General features: G+C 64.8%; 28 protein-coding genes. 8 read left to right on the top strand and 20 right to left on the bottom strand.

Annotated features, from left to right (window positions below; genetic code table 11):
- Positions 1-72: 72 nt before the first annotated feature.
- Positions 73-348, bottom strand: coding sequence for a hypothetical protein (locus MCIT9_RS03980; protein WP_317706122.1), 276 nt, complete (start codon positions 346-348; stop codon positions 73-75).
- Positions 349-363: 15 nt separating this feature from the next.
- Between MCIT9_RS03980 and MCIT9_RS03975 the strand changes: the two genes are divergently transcribed.
- From MCIT9_RS03975 to MCIT9_RS03965, 3 genes are read left to right on the top strand one after another with little or no spacing between them, the layout of a single operon-like run.
- Complete coding sequence (locus tag MCIT9_RS03975) at positions 364-993, top strand: HAD family hydrolase (RefSeq protein WP_317706121.1); 630 nt, start codon at positions 364-366, stop codon at positions 991-993.
- Between the two features lie 41 nt (positions 994-1,034).
- Positions 1,035-2,291: an adenosylhomocysteinase gene (ahcY, locus tag MCIT9_RS03970; protein WP_317706120.1), complete on the top strand. Its 1,257-nt coding sequence runs from the start codon at positions 1,035-1,037 to the stop codon at positions 2,289-2,291.
- Between the two features lies 1 nt (position 2,292).
- Positions 2,293-2,958 (top strand): DUF1614 domain-containing protein, encoded by a 666-nt coding sequence (locus tag MCIT9_RS03965; protein ID WP_317706119.1) that lies wholly within the window; start codon positions 2,293-2,295, stop codon positions 2,956-2,958.
- A gap of 23 nt (positions 2,959-2,981) precedes the next feature.
- Here the strand turns inward: MCIT9_RS03965 and MCIT9_RS03960 are convergent, their stop codons facing one another.
- Complete coding sequence (locus MCIT9_RS03960) at positions 2,982-4,412, bottom strand: RtcB family protein (protein WP_317706118.1); 1,431 nt, start codon at positions 4,410-4,412, stop codon at positions 2,982-2,984.
- 12 nt (positions 4,413-4,424) lie between these two features.
- A complete protein-coding gene (locus MCIT9_RS03955; protein ID WP_317706117.1) occupies positions 4,425-4,856 on the bottom strand; it encodes an archease in 432 nt (143 codons plus the stop codon).
- Between the two features lie 47 nt (positions 4,857-4,903).
- Between MCIT9_RS03955 and MCIT9_RS03950 the strand changes: the two genes are divergently transcribed.
- Positions 4,904-5,389, top strand: coding sequence for a CDP-archaeol synthase (locus tag MCIT9_RS03950; RefSeq protein WP_317706116.1), 486 nt, complete (start codon positions 4,904-4,906; stop codon positions 5,387-5,389).
- Here MCIT9_RS03950 and MCIT9_RS03945 read toward each other — a convergent pair.
- The 9 genes from MCIT9_RS03945 to MCIT9_RS03905 all read right to left on the bottom strand — a co-directional run bounded on the left by MCIT9_RS03945 (position 5,383) and on the right by MCIT9_RS03905 (position 12,462).
- Positions 5,383-6,336 (bottom strand): metallophosphoesterase, encoded by a 954-nt coding sequence (locus MCIT9_RS03945; RefSeq protein WP_317706115.1) that lies wholly within the window; start codon positions 6,334-6,336, stop codon positions 5,383-5,385. The two genes, MCIT9_RS03950 and MCIT9_RS03945, sit on opposite strands and share 7 nt — an antisense overlap.
- Positions 6,320-7,534: a GGDEF domain-containing protein gene (locus MCIT9_RS03940; RefSeq protein WP_317706114.1), complete on the bottom strand. Its 1,215-nt coding sequence runs from the start codon at positions 7,532-7,534 to the stop codon at positions 6,320-6,322. Before MCIT9_RS03940 ends, MCIT9_RS03945 begins: the two co-directional genes overlap by 17 nt.
- An 86-nt stretch (positions 7,535-7,620) precedes the next feature.
- Positions 7,621-8,397 (bottom strand): hypothetical protein, encoded by a 777-nt coding sequence (locus tag MCIT9_RS03935; RefSeq protein ID WP_317706113.1) that lies wholly within the window; start codon positions 8,395-8,397, stop codon positions 7,621-7,623.
- A 93-nt stretch (positions 8,398-8,490) separates the two neighbouring features.
- Positions 8,491-9,507, bottom strand: a complete 1,017-nt coding sequence (locus MCIT9_RS03930) for a ribonuclease Z (protein WP_317706112.1) — start codon at positions 9,505-9,507, stop codon at positions 8,491-8,493.
- Entirely contained in the window at positions 9,507-9,863 is a 357-nt protein-coding gene (locus MCIT9_RS03925; RefSeq protein ID WP_317706691.1) for an EAL domain-containing protein, read from the bottom strand. Before MCIT9_RS03925 ends, MCIT9_RS03930 begins: the two co-directional genes overlap by 1 nt.
- A 3-nt stretch (positions 9,864-9,866) precedes the next feature.
- Positions 9,867-10,082, bottom strand: a complete 216-nt coding sequence (locus tag MCIT9_RS03920) for a hypothetical protein (protein WP_317706111.1) — start codon at positions 10,080-10,082, stop codon at positions 9,867-9,869.
- A gap of 25 nt (positions 10,083-10,107) precedes the next feature.
- Entirely contained in the window at positions 10,108-10,356 is a 249-nt protein-coding gene (locus MCIT9_RS03915) for a PepSY domain-containing protein (protein ID WP_317706110.1), read from the bottom strand.
- Entirely contained in the window at positions 10,353-11,300 is a 948-nt protein-coding gene (gene sppA, locus MCIT9_RS03910; RefSeq protein WP_317706109.1) for a signal peptide peptidase SppA, read from the bottom strand. Before sppA ends, MCIT9_RS03915 begins: the two co-directional genes overlap by 4 nt.
- 64 nt (positions 11,301-11,364) lie before the next feature.
- Positions 11,365-12,462, bottom strand: coding sequence for a PQQ-dependent sugar dehydrogenase (locus MCIT9_RS03905; RefSeq protein ID WP_317706108.1), 1,098 nt, complete (start codon positions 12,460-12,462; stop codon positions 11,365-11,367).
- A 171-nt stretch (positions 12,463-12,633) separates the two neighbouring features.
- Between MCIT9_RS03905 and htpX the strand changes: the two genes are divergently transcribed.
- From htpX to MCIT9_RS03890, 3 genes are all read left to right on the top strand, one after another.
- Positions 12,634-13,539 carry a protease HtpX gene (gene htpX / locus MCIT9_RS03900; RefSeq protein WP_317706107.1) on the top strand — a complete coding sequence of 302 codons (906 nt, stop codon included), beginning with the start codon at positions 12,634-12,636 and terminating at the stop codon, positions 13,537-13,539.
- 499 nt (positions 13,540-14,038) lie between these two features.
- The gene (locus MCIT9_RS03895) at positions 14,039-14,287 is read left to right on the top strand and encodes a hypothetical protein (RefSeq protein ID WP_317706106.1); all 249 of its coding nucleotides are present in this window, start codon (positions 14,039-14,041) and stop codon (positions 14,285-14,287) included.
- Between the two features lie 136 nt (positions 14,288-14,423).
- Positions 14,424-16,484, top strand: coding sequence for an adenylate/guanylate cyclase domain-containing protein (locus MCIT9_RS03890; protein ID WP_317706105.1), 2,061 nt, complete (start codon positions 14,424-14,426; stop codon positions 16,482-16,484).
- A gap of 1 nt (position 16,485) precedes the next feature.
- Here the strand turns inward: MCIT9_RS03890 and MCIT9_RS03885 are convergent, their stop codons facing one another.
- On the bottom strand, positions 16,486-17,424 hold the full coding sequence (locus tag MCIT9_RS03885) for a hypothetical protein (RefSeq protein WP_317706104.1): 939 nt from the start codon (positions 17,422-17,424) through the stop codon (positions 16,486-16,488).
- An 85-nt stretch (positions 17,425-17,509) separates the two neighbouring features.
- On the opposite strand from MCIT9_RS03885, the gene MCIT9_RS03880 reads away from it, so the two are divergent.
- Positions 17,510-17,857, top strand: a complete 348-nt coding sequence (locus MCIT9_RS03880) for a cyclic nucleotide-binding domain-containing protein (RefSeq protein ID WP_317706103.1) — start codon at positions 17,510-17,512, stop codon at positions 17,855-17,857.
- Positions 17,858-17,861: 4 nt separating this feature from the next.
- On the opposite strand, the gene MCIT9_RS03875 is transcribed toward MCIT9_RS03880, so the two are convergent.
- The 7 genes from MCIT9_RS03875 to MCIT9_RS03845 all read right to left on the bottom strand — a co-directional run bounded on the left by MCIT9_RS03875 (position 17,862) and on the right by MCIT9_RS03845 (position 23,435).
- Positions 17,862-18,269, bottom strand: a complete 408-nt coding sequence (locus tag MCIT9_RS03875; protein WP_317706102.1) for a VOC family protein — start codon at positions 18,267-18,269, stop codon at positions 17,862-17,864.
- 55 nt (positions 18,270-18,324) lie between these two features.
- On the bottom strand, positions 18,325-19,224 hold the full coding sequence (locus tag MCIT9_RS03870) for a GGDEF domain-containing protein (RefSeq protein WP_317706101.1): 900 nt from the start codon (positions 19,222-19,224) through the stop codon (positions 18,325-18,327).
- Between the two features lie 172 nt (positions 19,225-19,396).
- The gene (sufT, locus tag MCIT9_RS03865; RefSeq protein ID WP_317706100.1) at positions 19,397-19,951 is read right to left on the bottom strand and encodes a putative Fe-S cluster assembly protein SufT; all 555 of its coding nucleotides are present in this window, start codon (positions 19,949-19,951) and stop codon (positions 19,397-19,399) included.
- Positions 19,932-20,705 (bottom strand): SDR family NAD(P)-dependent oxidoreductase, encoded by a 774-nt coding sequence (locus tag MCIT9_RS03860; protein ID WP_317706099.1) that lies wholly within the window; start codon positions 20,703-20,705, stop codon positions 19,932-19,934. Before MCIT9_RS03860 ends, sufT begins: the two co-directional genes overlap by 20 nt.
- A complete protein-coding gene (locus tag MCIT9_RS03855) occupies positions 20,705-21,403 on the bottom strand; it encodes an HAD family hydrolase (protein ID WP_317706098.1) in 699 nt (232 codons plus the stop codon). The genes MCIT9_RS03860 and MCIT9_RS03855 overlap by 1 nt, the downstream gene beginning before the upstream one ends.
- On the bottom strand, positions 21,400-22,110 hold the full coding sequence (ubiG, locus tag MCIT9_RS03850) for a bifunctional 2-polyprenyl-6-hydroxyphenol methylase/3-demethylubiquinol 3-O-methyltransferase UbiG (RefSeq protein ID WP_317706097.1): 711 nt from the start codon (positions 22,108-22,110) through the stop codon (positions 21,400-21,402). Before ubiG ends, MCIT9_RS03855 begins: the two co-directional genes overlap by 4 nt.
- Positions 22,107-23,435, bottom strand: coding sequence for a TRZ/ATZ family hydrolase (locus tag MCIT9_RS03845; RefSeq protein ID WP_317706096.1), 1,329 nt, complete (start codon positions 23,433-23,435; stop codon positions 22,107-22,109). The genes ubiG and MCIT9_RS03845 overlap by 4 nt, the downstream gene beginning before the upstream one ends.
- Between the last annotated feature and the right edge of the window lie 13 nt (positions 23,436-23,448).

Here is a 23,448-nt window from a genome sequence, read left to right as displayed (position 1 = left end):
GGGGATAAAATTTTCTCCCGTCTGTGTCCCCCGGTTATCCACAGGCTTGGGAACAGGTTGTCCCGCCTGTTTTCACATCACCAGCCAGGGCCAGAAATACCAGGCTGTAAGACAGATGACCAAGGTCGCCAGCCAGTAGCCCCAGTGATGGCGGGTGCGGTCGAGGGCGAGAAAGAAAAACAGACCGAAAGCGGTCGCCATCATGGCCCGCAGGCCTGCCCCCTGGAAATCGTCGAAGGTTAAACTGTAAAGGCCGGTCAGCAGACCATAGCCGCCGGCAAGGAGGACGGGATGACGGAAACGCAGGCCGGTCAGGGCCAGAAGAAACAGAACGATGACACCCAGCATGGAGAATCGCGCCTTGTGAGTCGGAACGACAACTTAGACGGCATCAAGGCGGTTTTATTCGATTTCGGCGGCGTGATCGCCGAGGAAGGCTTCCGCGACGGACTCAGGGCCCTGGCCCGGCAACAGGGGTTGGATGAGCAGTCCATCTTCGAGGCCGGCATGGATGCGGTGTACGACAGTGGCTGGGTGACGGGGCGGGGCACCGAGGCCGATTTCTGGCGCCTGATGGCCGAATGGACCGGTCTGAAGGGCGATCCCGTCTCCCTGCGGGCGGTCATTCTGGAACGGTTCCGGGTCCGGCTGTCGATGCTGGCCCTGGTGGACCGGCTGCGCCGTGCGGGATACGTGGTCGGCCTGCTGAGCGATCAGACCGAGTGGCTCGACGAACTGGACCGCCGCTACCGCATCTATGATCACTTCGATCGTCTCTACGTCAGCTACCGCCTCGGCAAGGGCAAGCGCGATCCTTCCCTGTTCGACGACATCGCCCGCGATCTGAATTTGGCCCCGGAGGAAATCCTCTTCATCGACGACAGCCCCGGCAACGTGGAGCGAGCCCGCCGCCGGGGCTGGCGGGCGCTGCTGTTCCAGGACGAGGCGGACCTGCGCCGCCGGTTGCGGGAGATGGGCATCCCTTTGCCTTGAGTGATAAGCTGAAGGCTTGTTTCTACGGTTGGAGGTTGGCGATGACTGCGTGCGACATCAACGATCCCTCCCTCGCTCCCCAGGGCTGGAAGCGGATCGAATGGGCCGGGGCGGAGATGCCGGTACTGGCTCGGATCCGCAAGGCGTTCACGGAGACGAAACCCTTGGCCGGCGTGCGCATCGGTGCCTGCCTGCACGTTACCACCGAAACCGCCAATCTGGTGCTGACCCTGCAGGCCGCCGGGGCCGAAGTGGCCCTGTGCGCCAGCAATCCCCTCAGCACCCAGGACGATGTCGCCGCCGCCCTGGTGGAAAAGGGCATCGCCGTGTTCGCCCGCCGCGGGGAGGACGAGGACACCTACTACGGTCACATCCGCAGCGTCCTCGACACCCACCCCCGGATCACCCTGGACGACGGCGCCGATCTTGTCACCACGTTGCACCGGGAGCGCCCGGAACAGCTGGCCGAGATCGCCGGCGGCACCGAGGAAACCACCACCGGCGTCATCCGTCTGCGGGCCATGGACAGGGACGGGGTGCTGAAATATCCCATCGTCGCCGTCAACGACGCCCTGACCAAGCACCTGTTCGACAACCGCTACGGCACCGGCCAGAGCGCCCTGGACGGCGTCATCCGGGCCACCAACATCCTGCTGGCGGGACGCAACTTCGTGGTCTGCGGTTACGGCTGGTGCGGCCGCGGCATCGCCATGCGCGCCCGCGGTCACGGGGCCCACGTGATCGTCACCGAGGTCGATCCCCTGCGGGCCCTGGAGGCGGCGATGGACGGCTACCGGGTGATGCCCCTGGCGGAAGCGGCCCGGATCGCCGATTTCATCGTCACCGCCACCGGCGACAAGCACGTGGTGGATGCCGAACACCTGGCGGTGATGAAGGACGGCTGCATTCTCGCCAACGCCGGCCACTTCAATGTGGAAATCAACATTCCCGCCCTGGAACGGCTGGCCGAAAACCGGCACCGCCCCCGTCCCCACGTGACCGAGTACCGCCTCGCCGACGGCCGCCGCCTGCGGCTTTTGGCCGAGGGCCGGCTGGTGAATCTGGCCGCCGCCGAGGGGCATCCGGCGGCGGTGATGGACATGAGCTTCGCCAACCAGGCCCTGGTGGTGGAATACCTGTGGCGCAGGCAAGGGCAGCTGCCGGTGGCGGTTCATCCGGTGCCGGCGGAAATCGACCAGGAAGTGGCAAGACACAAGCTCGATGCCCTGAATATCGCCATCGACACCTTGACGGCGGAACAGCAGGCCTATCTGGCTTCCTGGCAGGAGGGCACCTGAGATGCGTTCGCCGTTTTCGCTGCTGCACTTTCTGCTGTTCTTCTTCCTGCTGGTGTTTCTGCTGACCTTCATCCAGCTCCAGCTCATCACCCTGTCCTTCGAGCGCCTGGGGCTGTCCCCCACCGCCACCCTGCTGATGCTGCTGGGTTCCCTGCTCGGCAGCGGCATCAACATTCCCCTGTTCAGCATCCGCGCCGAGCCGCCGCCGGAGGTGATCGAAACCCCCTTCGGCCTGCTGCGGCCTCCGCCCCTGCCCTTCACCGGGCGGACGGTGATCGCCGTCAACGTGGGCGGCTGCCTGATTCCGCTGCTGTTTTCGCTGTACCTCATCACCAGACTGGACCTGCCCCTGCCGCCGCTCCTTTTGGGCACCGCCATCGTCGCCCTGCTCAGCTATGTCTTCAGCCGCCCGGTTCCGGGAATGGGGATCGGCATGCCGATGCTGCTGCCGCCGCTGATCGCCGCCACCGTGGCCGTGGTGCTGGGCGGGGAGGAATACCGGGCGCCGTTCGCCTACATCTGCGGCACCCTGGGCGTGCTGATCGGGGCCGACGTGTTGCACCTGCGGGACATCCCCCGGCTCGGAGCGCCCATGGCCTCCATCGGCGGGGCCGGCACCTTCGACGGCATTTTCATGACCGGGGTGCTGGCGGTTCTGCTGGCTTGAACCAGAACGTTTCCGCTCCGGCGCTAGCCCTTAATGCAGACCAGGGGCCGCAGCCGCGCCACCAGCCTGGCCAGTCCCGCCTTGTCCGCGGCCCTCACCACGGCATCCACCGGCTTGTAGGCCTGCGGCGCCTCCTCGGCGACCCCGCGCATCGACGGACTGCAGACGATGATGCCTTGGCGCTCCAGCTCCGCGATGACCTGCTGCCCTTTCCAGGTTTTGGTGGCCTGGCGCCGGCTCAGGCAGCGCCCGGCGCCGTGGCAGGCCGAGGACAGGGAGCGGCGTTCGCTCTCGGTGGTGCCCACCAGGATGTAGGAGCCGGTTCCCATGGAGCCGCCGATGATGACCGGCTGCCCCACCAGCCTGAACGCTTCCGGCAGGGCCGGATGGCCGGGGCCGAAGGCCCGCGTCGCCCCCTTGCGGTGGACGAAGACCCGCCGCCGCTTGCCGCCAACCTCGTGTTCCTCTTCCTTGCAGGTGTTGTGGGAGACGTCGTAAATGAGCTTGAGATCGTGGTCGGGGAAGAATTCGGCGAACACCTTGCGCACCAGGTGGGTGATGATCTGGCGGTTGGCCAGCGCGCAGTTGATTCCGGCGCGCATGGCGCCCAGATAACGCTGCCCTACCGGGGAGCGGATCGGGGCGCAGGCCAGCTCCCGGTCCGGCAGTTCGATTCCCGCCTCCTTGGCCGCCTTCTGCATCAGCTTGAGGTATTCGCTGCCGATCTGGTGGCCGAGGCCGCGGGAGCCGCAGTGGATGGTGACCACCACCTCGTCCGCCTCCAGGCCGAAGACCTTGGCCACGTCCGGGTTGAAGATCTCCTCCACCACCTGGACTTCCAGATAGTGATTGCCGGAGCCGAGGGTGCCCATCTCCCGGCGCTGGCGCTCGCGGGCCCTTTTCGACACCTGGGCCGGGTCGGCACCGGCCATGCAGCCGTGTTCCTCGATCCGTTCCAGGTCCTCCTCGCGGCCGTAACCCTGTTTCACCGCCCAGGTCGCTCCGCCCTTGAGCATGGCGTCCATTTCCGCATCGTTCAGGGAGATCGAACCCTTGCTGCCGACTCCGGCGGGAATGTGGATGAACAGCGCCTCGGCCAGGGATTTCTTCAGCGGTTCCACCTCCTCGCGCTTGAGGCCGGTGGTGAGGGTGCGCACCCCGCAGGAAATGTCGAAACCGACCCCGCCGGCGGAAATCACCCCGCCCTCGGCGGGATCGAAAGCCGCCACCCCGCCGATGGGGAAGCCGTAGCCCCAGTGGGCGTCGGGCATTACGTAACAGGCCCCGACGATGCCGGGCAGGGAAGCGACGTTGCCGGCCTGCTCGGCCACCTTGTCGTCCATGTCGCGGATCAGATCCTCGTCGGCATAGATCAGCACCGGTACCCGCATCTTGCCGGTGGCCGGAATGCGCCAGCAGGTTTCGTCGATGCGTTCGAGCTTGCTGATGTCCATCGCTTCACCTCGTCATACGTCCAGCACGCACTGGGCGACCCAGCGGCCGTCGTCGCTCCGGGTCACTTTCAGTTCGGTGAAGGTCGCTCCCTTCACTTCCACCGCCGGCTGGTGTTTGGCACGGTCGACCGGCTCGCCCCACAGGGTCGCCCGCAGGCGGCGGTCGTCGATCTCGACATCGAAGCGGCTGAACAGCATTTTGCGCACCGCCATCTCGTAGATGACGGCGTCGAGAAAGTCCACCAGCAACAGTTCCAGGTCGCCGTCGTCGTCGCGTTCCAGCTCGATGGTGACCGCCTGTCTGGGTTCGACCCGGGCCGGGTCGGTGACGACCGCGGTCAAGGCCAGGGCCGCTTGGGCGAAGGCTTCCTCCAGGGTGGGGCCCCAGCCGCGGACGCCGATGTCGGCCATGTGTTCGAAATGTTCCCAGCCTGCTTCGGCCATCCGTTCTCCCCCTGTTATGATGGCTTGCCCGTTTGTTCATCTTGGGGATGGCCGTGCTGGAATTCAAGCTGTTGTGCCTGCTGCTGGTGGCCAACGGTGCGCCGGTGGTTGCCTGGGATCTGTTCGGCGAGCGTTTCGCCTGGCCGGTGGATTTGGGGCGGCGCTGGCGGGACGGCCGTCCGCTGTTCGGCCCTTCCAAGACCTGGCGCGGACTGCTTGCCGCCCTGTTGGCCACGCCGGCGGCCGCCCTGATGCTCGGCCTGTCCTGGGAGACCGGTTTAATGGTGGCTTTGGGAGCGATGGCGGGCGATCTGCTGTCCAGCTTCCTCAAGCGGCGCCTGGACATCGAGCCCAGCGGCAAGGCCCGCGGCCTGGATCAGATCCCCGAAAGCCTGCTGCCTTTGTGGTGGATCCGGGAGCGGTGCGGGTTGCGCTGGGAGGACATCTTCTTGCTGGTGGCGGTGTTCTTCGTCCTCGAGGTGAGCATCTCCCCGCTCCTGTACCGCTTGGGAATCCGCAAGCGGCCTTATTGAGCCCGCAGGGTGTGGAGCGTCACTTCCGGCGGGCAGTTGAGGCGCACGTCCACCACGCTCACGCCGCAGCCGCGCGAGGTGTAACCCTGAAGTTTGTCGTAGCGCCAGGGGCCGTTGCAGAGGCGGTAGGGAGCGGCGGCGTTGCGCATCAGGGCGATGCCGCCGGGCAGGCAGATCTGGCCGCCGTGGGTATGGCCGCACAGGTACAGGTCGCAGCCGGCATAGGTGGCCTGGCGGTACAGTTCCGGGGAATGGGCCAGCAGCACGGTCACCTGCCCTTCCGGCACCGCATCCAGGGCCTTTTCCAGATTGTCGGCGCGGTAGTAATGGGGATCGTCGACGCCCGCCAGCCAGATCGTCTGTCCCTCCCGCTCGATGGTGACCGCCTCGTTCAGCAGCATGCGGATTCCCAGCGCCTCCAGCCCGGGAACCATACGCACCGTGTCGTGGTTGCCGAGAATGCCGAAGGCGGGTGCGGTCAACTGCGGGACGACCTGGGCCAGCGCCGCCAGCGCCGGTTTCCAGGGGCCGAAAGTGCGGGCGCGGAAGTCGCCGGTGAGCACGCAGAGGTCGTATTCCAGCCCGCTCACCGCGGCATTCAGGGCTGCCGGCAGATCGGGGCTCATGTCCAGATGCAGGTCGCTCAGGTGCAGCAGGGTGAAACCGTCGAAGGCGGACGGAAGATGTGGAATCGTCACCTCGTTGCGGATCACCCGAATGCGGCGGGCGTTGCGGCGGCCGCGTCCGTGCAGGCCCGCCAGCCGCAGGCAGCCGCGGATGAAACCGTGAACCGAGTACCAGTTCTCGAGGTGAAAGAAATTGCGCGCCAGACCGCCGAAGACCCGGCGTTCGAAGTCGGCCTCCATCCCCAGGCGCTGTTCCAGGTGGGTGCGGCCTAGGCGCAGCCTCAGCAGGGTCATTTCCTGGCTGTCAAGCCGTTTCGTCATTGCGGCTGCCCTTTGAACTCTTCACTACCCGAACCTGATTGCGTCCGCCTGTTTTGGCCTGATAGAGGGCCGCATCTACCTTTGCGAACAGGGAGACGAGATCGTCGTGACGCTGATAGCAGGCGACTCCGAAACTGGCGGTGACCGGCAGGTCCAGACCGAAATCGTGCTGTTCCACTGCTTTACGCAGTCTTGGCGCCAAGCGTTCGGTTTCTGTCAGATCGGTTTCCGTCGCTACGATCAGAAATTCCTCCCCGCCCCAGCGGCCCAATGTGTCTGTGTGTCGCAGATGTATTTCCAGAACCCGACACAGTTGCTGCAGCACGTGGTCTCCTTGCTGATGACCGTAAGTATCGTTGATATGCTTGAAATGATCCACATCGGTCAAGATGACGGAGAGCACCTTGTCGTAGCGGTCGCAGCGCAGTATCTCGTTCTCCAGCACTTGCTCCAGTTTGCCGCGATTGGCCACTCCGGTGAGGGTGTCGGTCGTGCTGAGTCTCTCCAGCGCCCTGTTTCTGGCCTCCAGCTGCTGATTCACAATCTCCAGTTGCCGGGTCCTTTCCGCGACCTGACGCTCCAGGTTGTGCTGAAGCTGTTCCAAGGCTTTCTTGCTTTCAGCTAGGCGTCCACCCATGCGGGAGAAAGCCCGGGCCAATCGCGCCACTTCGTCATCGCCATGGACAGGACCGAGTTGTTGCGCTAGCCGGTCGATCTGCTCCTTCCCCCGTTGCATCTCCGCCCAGTTCAGTTTGGAAATCCGGTCTTCCAGGGCATGAAGGGGTTCGCCGATGAGGCGGCGCCCGAACCAGCTCAGAATCATCCACAGGGCCAACGTCTTGAGGAGGGCGTTGCCGATCAGCACCAGATAAGGCCAACGCAGCCGCGCCAGGATGATGTCGGGTTCCGCGTACAGCGTCAGTTTCCCGATGGGATACGGCGGGTCCAGGTCCAGGAACAGCGTTTGGACATGGCGAGGCTGAAACCTTTCAATATGGCCCAGGCGTTTTTCATGCCCGGCGTATGTCAGGCTCACGCCAGCGATGGATGGCAGAGACAGCATGCCGCTCAGCAGGGCGTCGATCTGGGATTGATTGAGATCCCACACCGCCTTTTCCAGGGAATTCCGATAGGCCTGGGTCAGCAGCGCCAGTTCCCTGGCCAGGTTGCCTTGTTCCTGACGCCAGGAAACCGCCATTTGGATCGCTGTCAGAACCAGGGTGATGCCCAGATAGCTGGCGAAGGTCAGGCGGATGAGCTTTTGGACGACGGAGCGGGGTCGTTTCATTGGGACAGGCGGTGCCAGTAACGGGCGGGGATGGCACGGGTTTCCGGTGTCAGGGAGGGATTGGGAATTTCCAGTACGAGGCGATCGGTCAGGCGTCCTCGCGATAAGGATTCCCGGATCTCGGAACGTTGATAAAAGAAGCGTTCGAAACGGCCGCTGCGATAGGCCTTTTCGAAGCCCTGCCGCAAGGCGGCGGCGAGGCGGGGTTGGCTGGGGGAAACGAAAAAGAACATGGCGAAGGGATAATGTAGCGCCAGACGATCCTCCACCGCCAAATGGGGGTAGCGCTGCCGCCATTCGTCAAGCTCGGAAAAGATCTCCGTGACCCCCCGGGAAAAGTAGTCTATCCGGCCGGCATCGAGCAACAGGAACAGATCTTCGTAAAGGTGTTGGCGCTGTTTCAATCCCGCCTTTTCCAGAATGGCGACGTCGCTCCATCCAATTCCCTGACCGCCGATAAATTTCCCCAAGTCTTCCGCACTGCGAACGGAATCGAAATCGGTCTGGCGATCGTCGCGGATGAACAGCAGCCGATAGCCTAGCAAGCCGCGATCGATGGGATACCGTACCGGCAGTAGGCGACGTTCCAGTTCCGGCGAAGTGCCCATCCAGTACAGATTGATCAGTTTTCCCTGGGTCAGCTCGTGGATGATGCGGGCCTGGGAGAAGCGTACGGGGACGATCGTGATGCGATAATCGACGCCGGCCTCGTCCAGAAGCAGGCGCAGCAAAGCCCGTTGATAGGCGTCCCGGCTCTGGCCGGTGCCGGTCAAAGGCAGCCGGATCTCCAGCGCGGCGCGGCCCCGACCGTTGCGGCTAGCAGCAACGCGATGAGGATGAACAGCGCCCGCATACGGTTCCCCCTTTTATGACAGGGGCCTGCCGAATCCTTCCGCCGCCTGGCGATACAGAAGGTCGGGATTTTGCTGATGACGCGCGGAAAAATGAAACGGCACCAGGCGTTTGGCGCCGACACGCCGGGCGATGTCGCCCGCCTGCCAGGCGGTCAGATGATATTTTTCCCGTGCCATCTCCGCCTCCTCCTGGGAAAAGGCCGCTTCGATGTAAAGCCGGTCCACACCGGAAAGTATAGCCTGCAAATTTTTGAGGTTTTGCGGGTCGTAGCGGCAGTCCACCACATAGCCGACGCGCAGCCCGGGGACGATTCTGAGGATTTTCCGTTTCAGTTCGCCCAGGGTGAAGCGGCGTTCCCGGGGGATCGTTCCGTCGCGCCAGCGGGCGGTGATGATCAGGTCATCCGGTTTTCCGGCCAGAACGGCCTGTTTCAGTTCCTGCAGCCAGGGGCCGGTGGGAACGCCCAGTTCCTCCAGGCGGTTCTTCCAGATGTTGACGTGTTCGGTTTCCTCCAGACAGAAGGCTAGGCAGGGAATCTTGTGGTCGAGGACCGCGGCGCGCACCTTCAGGCCCGGCTCGGCCGCCAGGGTCCGGTCCTCGACCGGCACCGCGCTTAGGTTTTCCCGGGCAAAGGCCCGGCGGCAGCGAAAGCGGGCCCGGGCCATCGTCGTCCCGCCCTCCCATTCGTGGGCGATGAAGACCAGTTCGTCGGCGTAATTTTCCACCAGATTCCAGGTGTAGCCGCCGAGACGGTGCTCGACCCGGTCGATGAAACCTGCGGGGCCGTAGAGGCGGAGGGTCATCGCCCGCCCCAGGCACACCCGCAGCAGGTAGTCGAAGCCGTAGAAATGGTCCATGTGAGCGTGGGAGACGAAGACGTGGCTCAGGCGCAGCAGCTTGCGCGGGCTGAGGGCGTGAATGTCGCCGAGGTCGAACAGCAGGGCCCGTTTCTGGAACAGAAACTCCACGTACAGGGCCGGATCGCCGAAGGGATCGTTGACCAGTTGGGGCTGGAAGGTGGGTTTCACTAGGCCTGACGCTGCGTTTGCAGAATGGTTTTCAGGGGTACCGATTGACCGACGAAGAAACCTTGGGCGTAATCGACCCGCAGATCTATCAGTTGTTGCATGATCGCTTCGGATTCGACGAACTCGGCCACCGTCCGCTTGCCGAGAATGTGGGCGACCTCGTTGATGGAGCGGACCATGGCCAGGTCCACCGGATCTTGGCTGAGATTGCGGATGAACTGGCCGTCGATCTTGAGATAATCCACCGGCAGCCGTTTCAGATAGGCATAAGAAGAAAAGCCGGTGCCGAAATCGTCCAGCGCCAGACGGCAACCCAGGGATTTGAGGGTGGCGAGGAAGGGTTGGGTCTGGGCCAGGGGTCAAGCCAGTCCTGGCAGTTCCTCCCACGCCTGCCAGCGTAAGGTGTGCCAGTCATGGGTCCTTTCGATCAGGGTCCAGCCCTGGCGCACGGTCATCAGCAGAAGCATCAGGACCAGAAAACCGATGCGCCAGTCACGGATGCGGTGCCAGACCCGCAGGGAGACGAGGAAGGCGATGAGACGAATGCTGATGGAGAGAACCAGGATTGCGCTCACCGCCGCCTCATTGCTTTGCCCCTGTTTATTTTGGGGGCTCCTGGAGTATCCTGCCGCTGGCCGCGTCCACCCGGATGTGGCGGACCCGCCCGTTCGGGGTCAGGATGCGGATGACGTGGATCTTCCGTCCGTCTTCGGTGACGGTTTTGGCGCCCAGGACCCGGCCCTTGATCTGTTGCTGTACCGCCTTGGCGGCCTCCTCGACGGTGATCGCCGCCACCCCGGAGGCGATGAGGGCAAAGCCCAACGCCAGTGCGATGCGGATCGGCTTCATGGCCCCAGCCTCGCGCTGCCGACGGCTGCGGCCAGCATCGTTCCCAGCGAGGTGCCGAAACGCCGGGCCAGGCGTTCCCAGACGTTCTCCTCCGGGGTGAAGTCGACGATCTTTTCCACGCCGATCACCTCCCGGGCGACGCTGTAGGTGTCGCCGATGGCGTCGGCCAGTCCCAGTTCGATACCCTGGTGGCCGACCCAGATCAGGCCGGAGAAAATTTTGGGGTCGTCCTTGAGGCGCGGTCCCCTTCCCTGTCTGACCGCGGCGATGAACTGGCGGTGAACCTCGTTCAGAAGCCCCTGCACGTGGGCCTTTTCCTCCGGTTTGACCGGGGAGAAGGGATCGAGCAGCGCCTTGTGCTCCCCGGCGGTGAGCAGGCGGCGTTCGATGCCGAGCTTCTTCATCGCCTCCACGAAACCGAAACCGTTCATGATGACGCCGATGGAACCGACGATGCTGTAGGGGCTGACGTAGATCTTGTCGGCGGCGGCGGCGATGTAATAACAGCCGGAGGCGCACATGTCCTGCACCACCGCCACCACCGGCAGATCCGGCTTTTCCTTTTTGAGGCGGCGGATGGCGTCGTAGACCAGCGCCGCCTGCACCGGACTGCCGCCGGGAGAGTTCATCTCCAGCAGGATGCCTTTGGCGTTGGGCGCCTTCGCCGCCCGTCTCAGCCCTTCGATCAGCGCCTTGGCGTTGGCAGGCGAATCGGGCAGGAGGATGCCTTCCACCTTCACCTTGGCGGTGATCTGGGCGTTGCCGGCCAGCCCTTCCGGGGACCAGGGCTTCATCAGGCTCAGGGTGACGGCGATCAGGTAGGCGAGGAACACCAGGCGGATGGCGACGTTCCAGCGCCGGGCCCGGCGGCGTTCGGCGAGGGTCTCGCTCGCCAGGCGTTCCAGGACCTGGCGTTCCCAAGGGGTATCGGTGTCTTGGCTCATGGCGATCGCTTTTCTTGAATCCTGCTTCAACTGTAGCCCATCGGAAATGAATCGCGGCCAAACGTCAGCGGCGGTAGTCGATGCGGTAGATGACCCCGCGCAGGTCGTCGGAGACCAGCAGCGACCCGTCCGGCAGCTGGAGCACGTCCACCGGCCTGCCCATCACCCGGCCGTCCGGCCGCAGCCAGCCTGCGACGAAGGGGTGCTCGGCCACCGGCCGGCCGTGGTCGAATTCCAGCCACACGACCCGGTAGCCGACCGGCCGCGAGCGGTTCCAGGAGCCGTGTTCGGCGACGAACAGCTGCCCCCGGTAGCGCTTGGGAAAGCGGGCGCCGGTGTAGAAGCGGATTCCCAAGGGGGCGACGTGGGCGGGGAAGCGCCAGGCCGGCGGCTCGAAACGTTTGCAGTCCACGTCCCGGCCGAAACGGGGATCGGGGATGTCGCCGCCGTGGCAGTAAGGATAACCGAAGTGAAGACCGGGGCGGGGGGCGTGGTTGAGCTCGTCGGGCGGTCGGTCGTCGCCGAGCCAGTCGCGGCCGTTGTCGGTGAACCAGAGGGTGCCGGTCTCGGGGTGCCAGTCGAAACCGACGCTGTTGCGGACCCCTTTGGCGAAGATTTCCAGGCCGGAGCCGTCCGGGTTCAGGAGCACCAGGGTGGCGTAGATCTCGTCGGCCGGTTTGCAGATGTTGCAGGGGGCGCCGACGCCGGTGTAGAGCTTGCCGTCGGGGCCGAAACGCAGGTATTTCCAGCCGTGCCAGAGATCGGTGGGGAAGCCGTCGAAGACCACCTCAGGCCTGGGGGGATCGGCGAGGCGGCCGGAGATGCCGGGAAAGCGCAGAATGCGGGAGACCTCCGCCACGTAGAGCGCCCCGTCGCGGAAGGCCACGCCGTTGGGCAGGGTCAGGCCGCTGGCGATGACGAAGCGGCGCTCGGCCCTGCCGTCGCCGTCCTCGTCGCGCACCGCATAGACCTTGCCGGCCTTGCGGCTGCCGACGTAGACGGTGCCGTCATCCCCCAGGGCCAGCGAGCGGGCGTCGGGCAGGTCCCGGGCGTAGAGGTCGATGTGAAAGCCCGGCGGCAGTTTCAGCAGCGTGGTGACCGGATCGTTGAAGGCGTGGGCGGAAGCCAGCCAGCACCAGAGCAGAATCGTGAGACGCAACATGGATCGGCCTCCTCCGAAAGGGCGATGGCGGTTATTATCGGCTGTGCGGGCGGCGGCGTCCACCATCGCGGGGAGGTTGTGATAAGCTTTTGGGAAACAAAGGCTTGAATCCTGCGGTCATTGTCTTCATTCATCCCATTCGAACCAACGTTTCCATAAGGAGTGACATTCATGCTGCGTATCCTGTTGTTTGTGGCGACCAACGCCGCGGTGCTCGTCATGATCACCGCCCTGTTCCAGTGGCTCGGGTTGGGCGAATTCCTCGACCGTCAGGGCGTGCATCTGAACCTGAACGCCCTGTTGATCATGTCGGCGCTCATCGGCATGACAGGCTCCATCATTTCCCTGGCGCTGTCCAAATGGATGGCCAAGACCTCAATGGGAGTCTATGTCATCGACCGGCCCCAGAACCGCACCGAGGCCTGGCTGGTGAGCACGGTGGAGCGCTTGGCCCGGCAGGCGGGCATCGGCATGCCGGAGGTGGGCATCTTCCCCAGTCCCGATCCCAACGCCTTCGCCACCGGTATGGACAGGAACAACGCCCTGGTGGCGGTCAGCACCGGCCTTCTGGAAACCATGGACGCCGAGGAGATCGAGGCGGTGCTGGGGCACGAGGTCAGCCACGTGGCCAACGGTGACATGGTCACCCTGGCGCTGCTCCAGGGGGTGCTCAACACCTTCGTCTATTTCTTCGCCACCATCATCGGCCACATCGTCGACAGAACTCTGTTCCAGTCCGCCGACGAGGAGGGCAATTACTACGGCTACGGCCCCGGCTATTACATCACCCAGATGCTGGCCCAGATCGCGCTGGGGATTCTGGCGACCATCCTCGTCATGTGGTTCTCGCGCTGGCGGGAATTCCGCGCCGATGCCGGCGGCGCCCGGCTGGCGGGCCGCCACAAGATGATAGCCGCCCTGGAGGCCCTGCGCCGCTACGCCGAACCCCGGGATCTGCCGGGCGAGTTCGCCGCCTTCGGCATCAACGGCGGCATCGGCCGCGGGCTGGCGCGCCTGTTCATGAGCCATCCCCCCATCGAGGAGCGCATCGAAGTGCTGCGGCGGATGCGGGGGTAAATCTTCCTGGCATCCCGGCCTCATTCTGACCCCGGCGACAGCCGGGGTTTTTGCTTGCTTGTCATGTATCTTCCCGTCCTCCATAATCGGGGCAACGCAATTGTTCCCATGAAATCCTTCTGGGAAGGAGGACCTATCCGTGTCACGCGTATCGGCTTTCCTCCTGTGGGGGACAATGTTTTTCGCCGGCGGGGTTTGGTGCGCCCCGTCCTGTGACCGGTTGGCATGGATGCCAGAGCGCAGCCGCGGCGTCGTACCGCTGAGCGCCCGTTGTCCTCAGAAGCCACAGCTCGCGCTGGGAAGTATCCTGCAGCTGTTGCCCGGATCCCGCCTTTGGCTCCAGTCAGCGTCAGGCGAGGAAATGGTCTGCCAGAGTCGCTCCGATTCCCCTATCGCCCTGCTGATCAATCGGACAGATCCCCCCTGGTTCAGCTCCGCCCGCTTGCCCGATTGTCGTTGGCAGGAAAGGCGGTGGCGCTGTGGTGACGGGCGCGGGAAGATGCTGCTTCTTTGTGTGCTGGCGGAAAACCGGGGCGAAGAGAAACGAACCGATACCCCCCAGCCGGCGACTTCCCTCGTCTTGCGTTCTCCGCCCGGGGTGGCCGGACAGGACTGCCGGACCGTTCCCCAGGCGGTAAGGCGCGGTCTTCGCCTGTGTCTCGAACTGACGGGCAGGACCGATCCTGTTTCCCTGAGCTGGCAGACGGGGGAGGATGGCAGGGTGAAGGAAATTCACCTGCCCCCGTAATGGGAACGGGCGCATCCCCGGTCGGCAGCCTGCCTGGTCGATGTAATACGCAGTTTCCGTCATCCTCCCGCCTGTACCTTCCGCGAACCTGCCGATCAATGACATGGTCCTCCGGGTCGCGGCTCCGTTTGTCATCATGGCGTTCGGAGCCGGCATCGTGCTGGACGATTTGGGCATCGTTCCAGATCACTGGATCCACGATGCCGCCGTGGTTCATCAGGCACGCAGTGCTTGGCCCCATGTGGCCATCGTGGCGTTCGACAGGGACATCCCCATGCAGGTCGGTCGGCGTCAGGCTTTGCCGTTGGTTGCCAGGGCAGCGGAACGGTTGATCGAGGCCGGGGCCAAAGGGATCTTCCTGGACGTGCGTCTGGCCCGGGAGCAGGAACCGGCGATGCCTTACGCCCTTTGTCTGGAAGTGGACGGGAAGGTCCGCTGGTCCAGGCCGCGTTGTTTCGCCAGCGAAGCCGGTGTCTGCCGGTTGTCGGCCAGCGAGGCGGGCATGGCGCCTTTGGCCATGAGCCGTCAGACGCTGAGCCGGTTGTGGATCGCCCCCTTTCTGGACGGGCAGGAAGACTGGTCCAACTTTCTGCTGTTCGGACCTGCGGCCGAAGGTTTCGGTCGGCCGCTGACCGCCGACGATGTCCTGGTGGGGCGGGATCCATCGGTCATGCGGTGGATGCCGCTCGACGGTCGTCACGCGGTGGTGCAGATGGCTCGTTTGGCCGATCCTGCGGCCGCCGCCCAGGCATTGCGGCCCCGGCCGGAAGACGAACGCTGCCAGGCCGAGCGACGCTGCCGGCGGGTGCGTTTCAGCCCGCCCCTGCATCGTCTCCAGCCGGCCGGTTCGCGCACGTTTTTCCCCCTGAGCCGGTTGGCCGCCTGCGATGTGGAAACGGCCCGCCGGGCGGCAGATCCCTTGCGCGGGAAAGTCGTCATCCTGCAGCTGACCGGCCCGGCCGAAGCCACCGATCTGGTGGTGACCCCCATGACCACCGCCTGGAACAGCCCCCACATGCTCACTTCCGGTGCCCAGTATCTGGCCGATGCCATCGAGACGCTGTTGCACCTGGATCACCCTCGTTCGCCACCTGAGCCGGCCAAATGGGTGTTGTGGGCTGGGGTGGCAGGTTTCAGTGTCTGGCTCGGACTGCGGCGGGGAATGATCTGGCTGTGGGGATGGGGGGCACTGCTGGCGCTGGGTATGATGGCGCTGTGTTTTTGGGTTCCCCGGGTCCAGCTATGGCCGGTCAGCGCCACGCTGGCCACTTATCTGGTGGCCGCCGTCCAGGTCACCGGATTGCAGATTCTGGTCGGATTCCGGGAAGGACGGTTGATTCAGCGCTACATGCCACCCCCGGTCCACGATCTTCTGATCACCGCACCGGGTTGCCGTTTTCGCAACCAGCGTTACCGCGTCATCGTCCTTCAGTCCGATCTGGCCAACTACACGACCGTCACCAGCCTGCTTCAGGATCCGGTCCTGGTGCTGACCCTGATGAACGATTATCTGGAAGCCACCGCCCAGGTGCTGCAGTCGCGCTACCAGGGCTGGCTGGAATCCTACGTCGGGGATATGGTCTGCTACTACTGGCCGGTATGGCAGGACTGGGAGACCACCTGTCGCCATGCGCTGACCGGGGCGATGGAGTTGGCTGATCTGCAATCGCGTTTTTTCGACTCCCTCCCCGACCGCTATCAGGGCAGGCTGCCCCCCGGTCTCTTGAAAAGTCTGCGGGAACTGATCGATGCGGGTATCGGTCTGGCCGGAGGCATGGCGGTGATGGGGGATCTCGGCCCCCGGCACGGTGTAAGACGGTTCGGTCTTCTGGGTGATCCGCTCAATTTGGCGGCCCGGCTGGAAGCCCTGACCCGTCACTTCGGCGACACCATCCTGGCCGATGACTCCCTGGCGAGGATGGCCCCGCGATACGGGTTGTGTCGCCGGCGGCTGGGAACGTTCCGCCTCAAGGGACGTCCCGAGCCGGCCCGGGTCTTCGCTCTGGGAGCGGCAAGCTGGCCGCGATTCGCTCCCGATCGGATCGCCGGTTGGGAAACTTGGCTGACCGCTCTCGAACGCGGTCTGTCCCCCCTGCCCGATTGCCCGGAGATCTATGCCCGGGACCGGCACACTCTGCTCACTTGGTGGAAACAGGGCCGTTTGCGCGACGGGATTTGGGAGCCCGGGGAAAAATGAGTCAGCGGGTGCGTCCGGCCAGCAGGGCCTGGCGTAATAAGGGCCGTAACGCTTCGTCCAGCACCTGGTAGCTGAAATAACGCTGCGCGGTAAAATGGGCATAAGCCATTCCTTCGTCACCGCTGGCGTGGCTGATGACCAGGCGGGCCGGGTGGGACAGACGCCGCACCAGTTCGACCGAATGCTCGATTCCCTTGCGGGCGACCACCCGGGTGGGTTGCAGGATCAGCCATTCTCCTTCGCTGATGCCCAGCTGACGGCGCAACGTCTGCACTGCGGAAAGATTGGGCGGCGGTGGGTGGGCGAAATCCATGATATTGGGCACGACATGGCAGTACAGTCCGGTACGGCGGCTGAACTCTTCCGCTGCCATCTGGTTGATGACCACGTGCTGAATCCGTGGCAGGGCCGGGGGAAAAGCGTAACGCAGCAGGTCATCCACCTGGCTGTCCAGATAGCGCTCCCTCTCCCAGTAGAAATCGTGGTGATGGGCGATGCATCCCAGGGACAGTTCCTCCAGGGACCAGACCAGGGCGACTCCAAGCGGCAGGTTCATGGGGATGGTCAGGGCGTTCTCTGCGATGACCACATCGATGCCGAAACGCTGCAAAGCCTGATTGAGCGCGTCGCGGATCGCCCCTGCCCGCTGGAAGATGCGTTCGGTCAGGGCTGACGGCCGCCCACCCCGGCGGCCGAACGCCTCTGCGGTGATGGCGGTGATCTCCGGATGGCGAAAATGGGCGGCTTCGATGATTGCGCTGCGCTGATCCGGACGGTCGCATTCACCGGCTATGTAAAAACATTCCGCACCCAGTGCTTCCAGCACGGTCGCCCATTTCTCGATCTCCAGAGACACCCCGTCCTTGCCGGCGATACGGGTGGAAACGAAGGCCACCCGTAAGCCGCGGAATTCATGGTCCTGTCGTGATGTTGCATGCATGAAGTGATTCCCCCTCTGCGCCGGTTATGGCAGTATGGCCTCGAAAGCAGTACCGAATCAAGCGGCGGCATCGGAGGGATGGATCGTGACATTGCAGGAACTGTTCGAGGAATACGGCAGGCTGTGCCGTTATCGGGCCGGAGAAGTGATCTTCCAGGCCGGGGATGCAGGTGAGGAGATGTATCTGATCCGCCGCGGGCAGGTGGACATCCTCGACGGATCCCGCCTCATCCGCTCACTGGGGCCCGGGGCGCTGTTCGGGGAAATGGCCCTGATCTGCCACGAACCCCGCAGCGCCACTGCCCTGGCCCGCACCGACTGCGAACTGCTGCCGGTGGATGAAAGCCGCTTCCTGTTTCTGGTACAGCAGAGCCCTTACTTTTCCCTCTACGTGATGGAAGTGCTGGCCAGCCGTCTCCGGGACCGGCCGTGACGGCTCAATCGAACAGCGTCTCGGTGCCGGCGACCACGCCCTTCTCGAAGAACTCGACGGCGTTGCCGTCCGGATCGCGGCAGAACAATGCCCGGCGGCCGGATTTGCTCGGTGAATAGGGCCAACCGGCCGCCTCCAGGGCCCGGTGGATGACTTCCAGATCGGGCACCACCAGGGCGAAGTGACGGTCGCGGCCGCCGTGGGCCGGGCGGCCTTCCACCGGGTCGGGGCTGGGGAGTTCCAGCAGATGGATCTGCTGGTGTTCGGCGATCTGCAGCCAGGCGCCTGGAAACGGCAGCTCGGGGCGTTCGGTCTGCGCCATGCCGAGGATGCCGCAGTAGAAATCCAGCGCCCGTTGGGTGTCGGACACCAGCAGGCTGACGTGATGGAGATGGAAACGGTAACCGCTCATGATCGGGATTTCCTCGTTGCGATGACAGAGGATCCCATTTTACGCGGTTTCGCCGTCAGGCCGTCACCACCCGGTCCCGTCCCTGGCGCTTGGCGCGGTAGAGGGCGTCATCGGCGCGTTTGAGCATCTGCTCGGGGGTTTCCTCCGGGTGGTTGAGGGTCGCCACCCCGATGCTGGTGGTGATGCGCAGGTTGGGGGCGATGTCGCTGCAGTCCATGTCGCGGATGCGGCGCCGCAGGCGCTGGGCCAGCAGGGTCGCGCCCGCGGTGTCGGTATTGCTCAGCAGGATGACGAATTCCTCACCGCCGTAACGGAAAATGATATCGCTGGCGCGTACGCCCTGACGCAGACAGTCGGCGATCTTGACCAGGGCGGCGTCGCCTGCGGGGTGGCCGTAGGTGTCGTTGATGGCTTTGAAGTGGTCGATGTCGAGCACCAGGATCGACAGCGGGGTGTGCAGGCGCTGGGCCAGTTTCCATTCCCGCTGCATGGCGCTGTTCAGGGCGGTGCGGTTGTAAACCCCGGTCAGGGGGTCGGTATGGGCCGACTCCAGCGCCCGGTAGTAAAGCAGGGCGTTGCGCAACGGATAGAGGAGGCTGCAGAGCAGGGTCTCGAAGGTTTCCAGCTCCTTCTCGCTGAAGCGCTTGCGCCGCGTCAGGGTCAGTTCCCCCAGCGACTCGCCCTCCAGGGTCAGGGTGTAATGGCAGCTGTGGACCGCCCGCTCGCCGCCGCGGATCTGCAGCCCCAGATCCTGGTAGCGGTAGTGGAAACCGTCATGGGGAACCCATTGGCGGATCGATTGGCTGAAAATCTGCAGTAGCTGGTCGAGTACCAGCGTGGTCTGGAGGATGCCGCTCAGTTCCAGACGCTGGATCTGCTCCGGGGTGGCAACCTGCTCCTTGTGCTGGAAGGCCGGGTTGGGGATGACCTCCAAAGTGGCTTGTTCCTGTCGCATGACTCTCCCCTCTTGTATCGGGCCATTGTGTGCCGCAATGCTTCAAGGGGTGACTAGCGAAACCCGTGCCAAAAATTTTTTTCAATGAAATCAGTCTGTTGGAATCGGCTTTCGCCAGAGGGCGGCAAGCGACGGAAATTTGACTGCCTGAGGCTGGCAGCCGCTTGCCGCCTCAGATCATGCCCAGCTGCAGTTTGGCGGCCTCGGTCATCATGTCCCGCGACCAGGGGGGATCGAAGACGACTTCGACCTGGACCTCCTCGACCCCGGGGAGGTTCTTCACCGCCATCTCCACGTCTTGCTGGATCACCGGCCCCATGCCGCAGCCGGGGGCGGTCAGGGTCATGACGATCTCGACCCGGTTTTTGCCTTCCTCGATGGGCGTGACGCGGACGTGATAGACCAGGCCCAGATCGACGATGTTGACCGGGATTTCCGGGTCGTAGATGGTCTTGAGCACCTGCCAGACGTTGTGCTTGACGGTTTCCGGGTCGGTGCCTTCCTTGAGATCGGGGATGAGCGGCGGTTCCTTGCCGAGGGCGTCGGCGTCGCCCGCGCTGATGCGCGCCATGGTGCCGTCCTCGGTCAGCACCGTGTAACTGCCGCCGAGCGCCTGGTAGATGGTGACGATTTCGTCCTTGTGGAGCTTGACAGGTTCGCCGTCGGGAACGCGCACCGCCTCGACGTCGCGCTGGAGGACGATGCTTTCACCCTGACCGTAGAACATGATTCTCGTCCTGGAAAGTGAACACTTGGCCGCTGTGGTCCCGGCTTTCCGGCCCCAGCAGATAAACATACAGTTTTGCTAAGGAATGTGGACCGGTCAAGTCTTTTTCCGTTCCCGGGAAGGCCCGGTGGCGCATCGGGCTTGCCACCGGACCCGGCACCAGGACGTTGGCGCGCAGATGATCGTTGACCTGCCATTCCCGTCCCAGGATGCGGGCCAGGGTCTCCACGGCCACCTTGCTGACGCCGTAGGCGCCCCAGTAGGCTTCCGCCTGACGGGCGGAGGAGTCGGAGGTGAAAACGACGCTGGCGTCGCTGCTGCGCTGCAGCAGCGGCAGGAGATGGTGGACCAGGAGATAAGGCGCGTGCAGGTTGACCTGCAGACTCTGGAACCAGCGCTCGGGCGGCAGGCAAGCGATGGGTTCCAGATGGTCCAGGTGGGCGGCGCTGTGGAGCAGGCCGTCGAGGCAGGGGGCGTGGCGCTCCAGGGTGGCGGCCAGTTCCCGGTAGTGCTCGGGGCCGGCACCGGCCAGATCGAAGGGAAACAGACTCAAGGCCGCGCCCGGCTGGCGCGTCAGAATTTCGTCACGCAGGCGCTCCAGCGCCGGGACGTCGCGGTCGAGCAGGATCACCTCGGCGCCGGCGCTGAGGCACGCCGCCACCGCCACCCGTCCCAGGGCGCCGGCGGCGCCGGTGACCAGAATGACCCGGCCGGCGAGGGTGTCCGGGGTCGGCAGGGGAAGGGGAATCCGCATCAGGCGGCGCTGACGGTTCCGGCCGGGCGGGCCGCCGGCAGCCAGCCCTCCAGCAGGGAATGGATGTCGCCCGGTTGTTCGATCAGGTGGTCGGCGCCCCAGTGCTCCGGTTTGTCCCCCGGGGCCAGATAGCCGTATCCGACCGCCACCGTGATCATGCCGGCGCGGCGGCCGGCCTCTATGTCGCGGGCGGCATCGCCGATATAGACGCAGCGGGTCGCCTCCACGCCGGCTTCCCGGCAGGCCAGCCACAGGGGTTGGGGGTTGGGTTTGCCCAGGGGCGTATCGTCGCCGCAGACCACGGCATCGGTCTGCGCCAGCAACCCCAGTTCGCGCAGCAGGGGAATGGTCATGTAACGGCGCTTGTTGGTGACGATGCCCCATTTCAGACCCCGGCCTTCAATGTCTTCGAGCACCGTTTCCATGCCGGGGAACAGGTGGGTGCGGTCGGTCAGGTGGTCGAGATAGACTTCCCGCAGCCTGGCCATGCGGCGGGCGAAGTCTTCCTTGTCCTGGTCTTCGCCGAAGGCCAGCTGCACCATCCCCGGGGCGCCGTCGGAAACCGCCCTGCGGATGACCGCCTCGGCCAGGGGCTGGCGGCCTTCCTCGGTCAGCATGGTGTTCACCGCCAGGGCCAGGTCCGGCAGGGTGTCGAGCAGGGTGCCGTCGAGGTCGAAGAGGATGCACTGCAGGGTCATGACGCTTTCTCGAAAGCCATCAGGTAGTTGACGTCGATGTCGCCGCTCAGGGAGAAGCGCCGGGTCAGCGGATTGTATTCGATGCCGCGGATCGCCACCGGTTCCAGGTCCACCGCCCGCGCCCAGGCCGCCAGTTCCGAGGGGCGGATGAACTTTTCGTATTCGTGGGTGCCCTTGGGGATGATGCCGAGGAGGTATTCGGCGCCGACGATGGCCAGCAGATAGGACTTGAGGTTGCGGTTGAGAGTGGAGAAGAATACCTTGCCGCCGGGTTTGACCAGCCGGGCGCAGGCGGCCACCACCGAGGCGGGGCGCGGCACGTGTTCGAGCATCTCCATGCAGGTGACCAGATCGAAGCTTTCCGGCTCGCGTTCGGCCAGCGCCTCGGCGCTGATGCGTTCGTATTTCACGTTGTCCACCCCCTGTTCCAGGGCATGCAGTTCGGCCACGTCGATCAGTTCCGCGCTCAGGTCGATGCCGAGGACTTCGGCGGCCCCCGCCTTGGCCAGGGCCTCGCTGAGGATGCCGCCGCCACAGCCGACATCGACGATGCGCTTGTCTTCGATAGCGGCCGTTTCGCGGATAAATTGAATCCGCAGCGGATTGACCCGGTGCAGGGTCCAAAGCTCCCCTTCCGGGTCCCACCAGCGCTCGGCCTGATTGCCGAACTTGGAGATTTCCTCGGGATGGACGTTTTCCTGGCTCATGTGCTTTCCAAGGGTTGAGCGAGTCGAAGTTGCCATTCCGTCACGTTTTCCCGCAGGGCCGGCCAGTCGAGGGTGGTCAGCCGGCGTTCCCGCAGCAGGCGGCGGCCGCCGACCCAGACGTCGGTGACCTGCTCGCGGGTGGCGGCATAGACGATCTGGGAGACGGGGTCGTAACAGGGTTGGGTTTCCGGCCGGCCCAGATCGATGGCGACGATGTCGGCGTACTTGCCGGGTTCCAGGGAGCCGATGCAGTGGTCGAAATGCAGCGCCTCGGCCCCGCCCAGGGTGGCCATTTCCAGAACCCTGGCCGCCGGTAGCGCTTCCGGGTCGCCGGTCACCCCTTTGGCCAGCAGCGCCGCCGTGCGCATCTCGCCGATGAGATCGAGGTCGTTGTTGCTCGCCGCCCCGTCGGTGCCCAGCGCCAGCGCGGCGTTGCGGTCGGCCAGCCGGGCCACGGGGCAGAAGCCGCTGGCGAGCTTGAGATTGGATTCGGGGCAGTGGAGCACGTGGACGCCGCGCTCGGCGACGGTTTCGATTTCCTCTTCGGTCAGGTGGACCATGTGGGCCGCCAGCAGGCATTCGTTCACCAGTTCCAGCCGCTCCAGGCGGGCCAGGGGGCGCTCGCCGTAACGGTCCAGGCTCTCGTGGATTTCCTGCGTGGTTTCGTGCAGGTGGAGGTGCACCCGGAGATTGGCGTGATCGGCCAGTTCGGCGATGCGTTCGAAGGTGGCGTCGCCGACCGAATAGGGGGCATGGGGCGCCAGCAGCCACTGGACTTGGTCGTCGGCCGGAAAGCGCTGCAGCAGCGCCCGGTTCTTCTCCAGATACTCCTCCGGGCAGCGGGCCCAGGGGGTGGGAAAGTCCACGAAGATCAGCCCCAGGGCGGCGCGGATGCCGGTTTCCCGCACCATCTCATAGGCGGCATCGGGGAAGAAGTACATGTCCGCGAAGCAGGTGGTGCCGCCCCGCAGCATTTCCGCCACCGCCAGGCGGGTGCCGGTGCGGACGAACACGGCATCGACCCAGCGCACCTCCCGCGGCCAGATATGGTCGTTAAGCCATTCCATCAGCGGCACGTCGTCGGCGATGCCGCGCAGCAGGGTCATGGCGGCGTGGGTGTGGGCGTTGACCAGGCCGGGAATCAGGGCGTGGTCCGGCAGGGACACGGTTTCCGCCGCTCGGAAGCGGCGTGCGGCTTCCTCCCGGCTGCACAGGGCGACGATGCGGCCGTCCGCGACGGCCACGGCGCCGTCCACCAGTAGCTCTCCGGCGGGGACGACCGGTATAATCCAGCCGGCCTGAATCAGGATATCTACGGGTTCCATAGGGGGCCTCGGG

This window comes from Methylomarinovum caldicuralii, assembly GCF_033126985.1.
Taxonomy (GTDB): Bacteria; Pseudomonadota; Gammaproteobacteria; order Methylococcales; family Methylothermaceae; genus Methylohalobius; species Methylohalobius caldicuralii.
The sequence above is the reverse complement of the archived record's forward strand: the minus strand, read 5'-3'. Positions and strand labels throughout refer to the sequence as shown.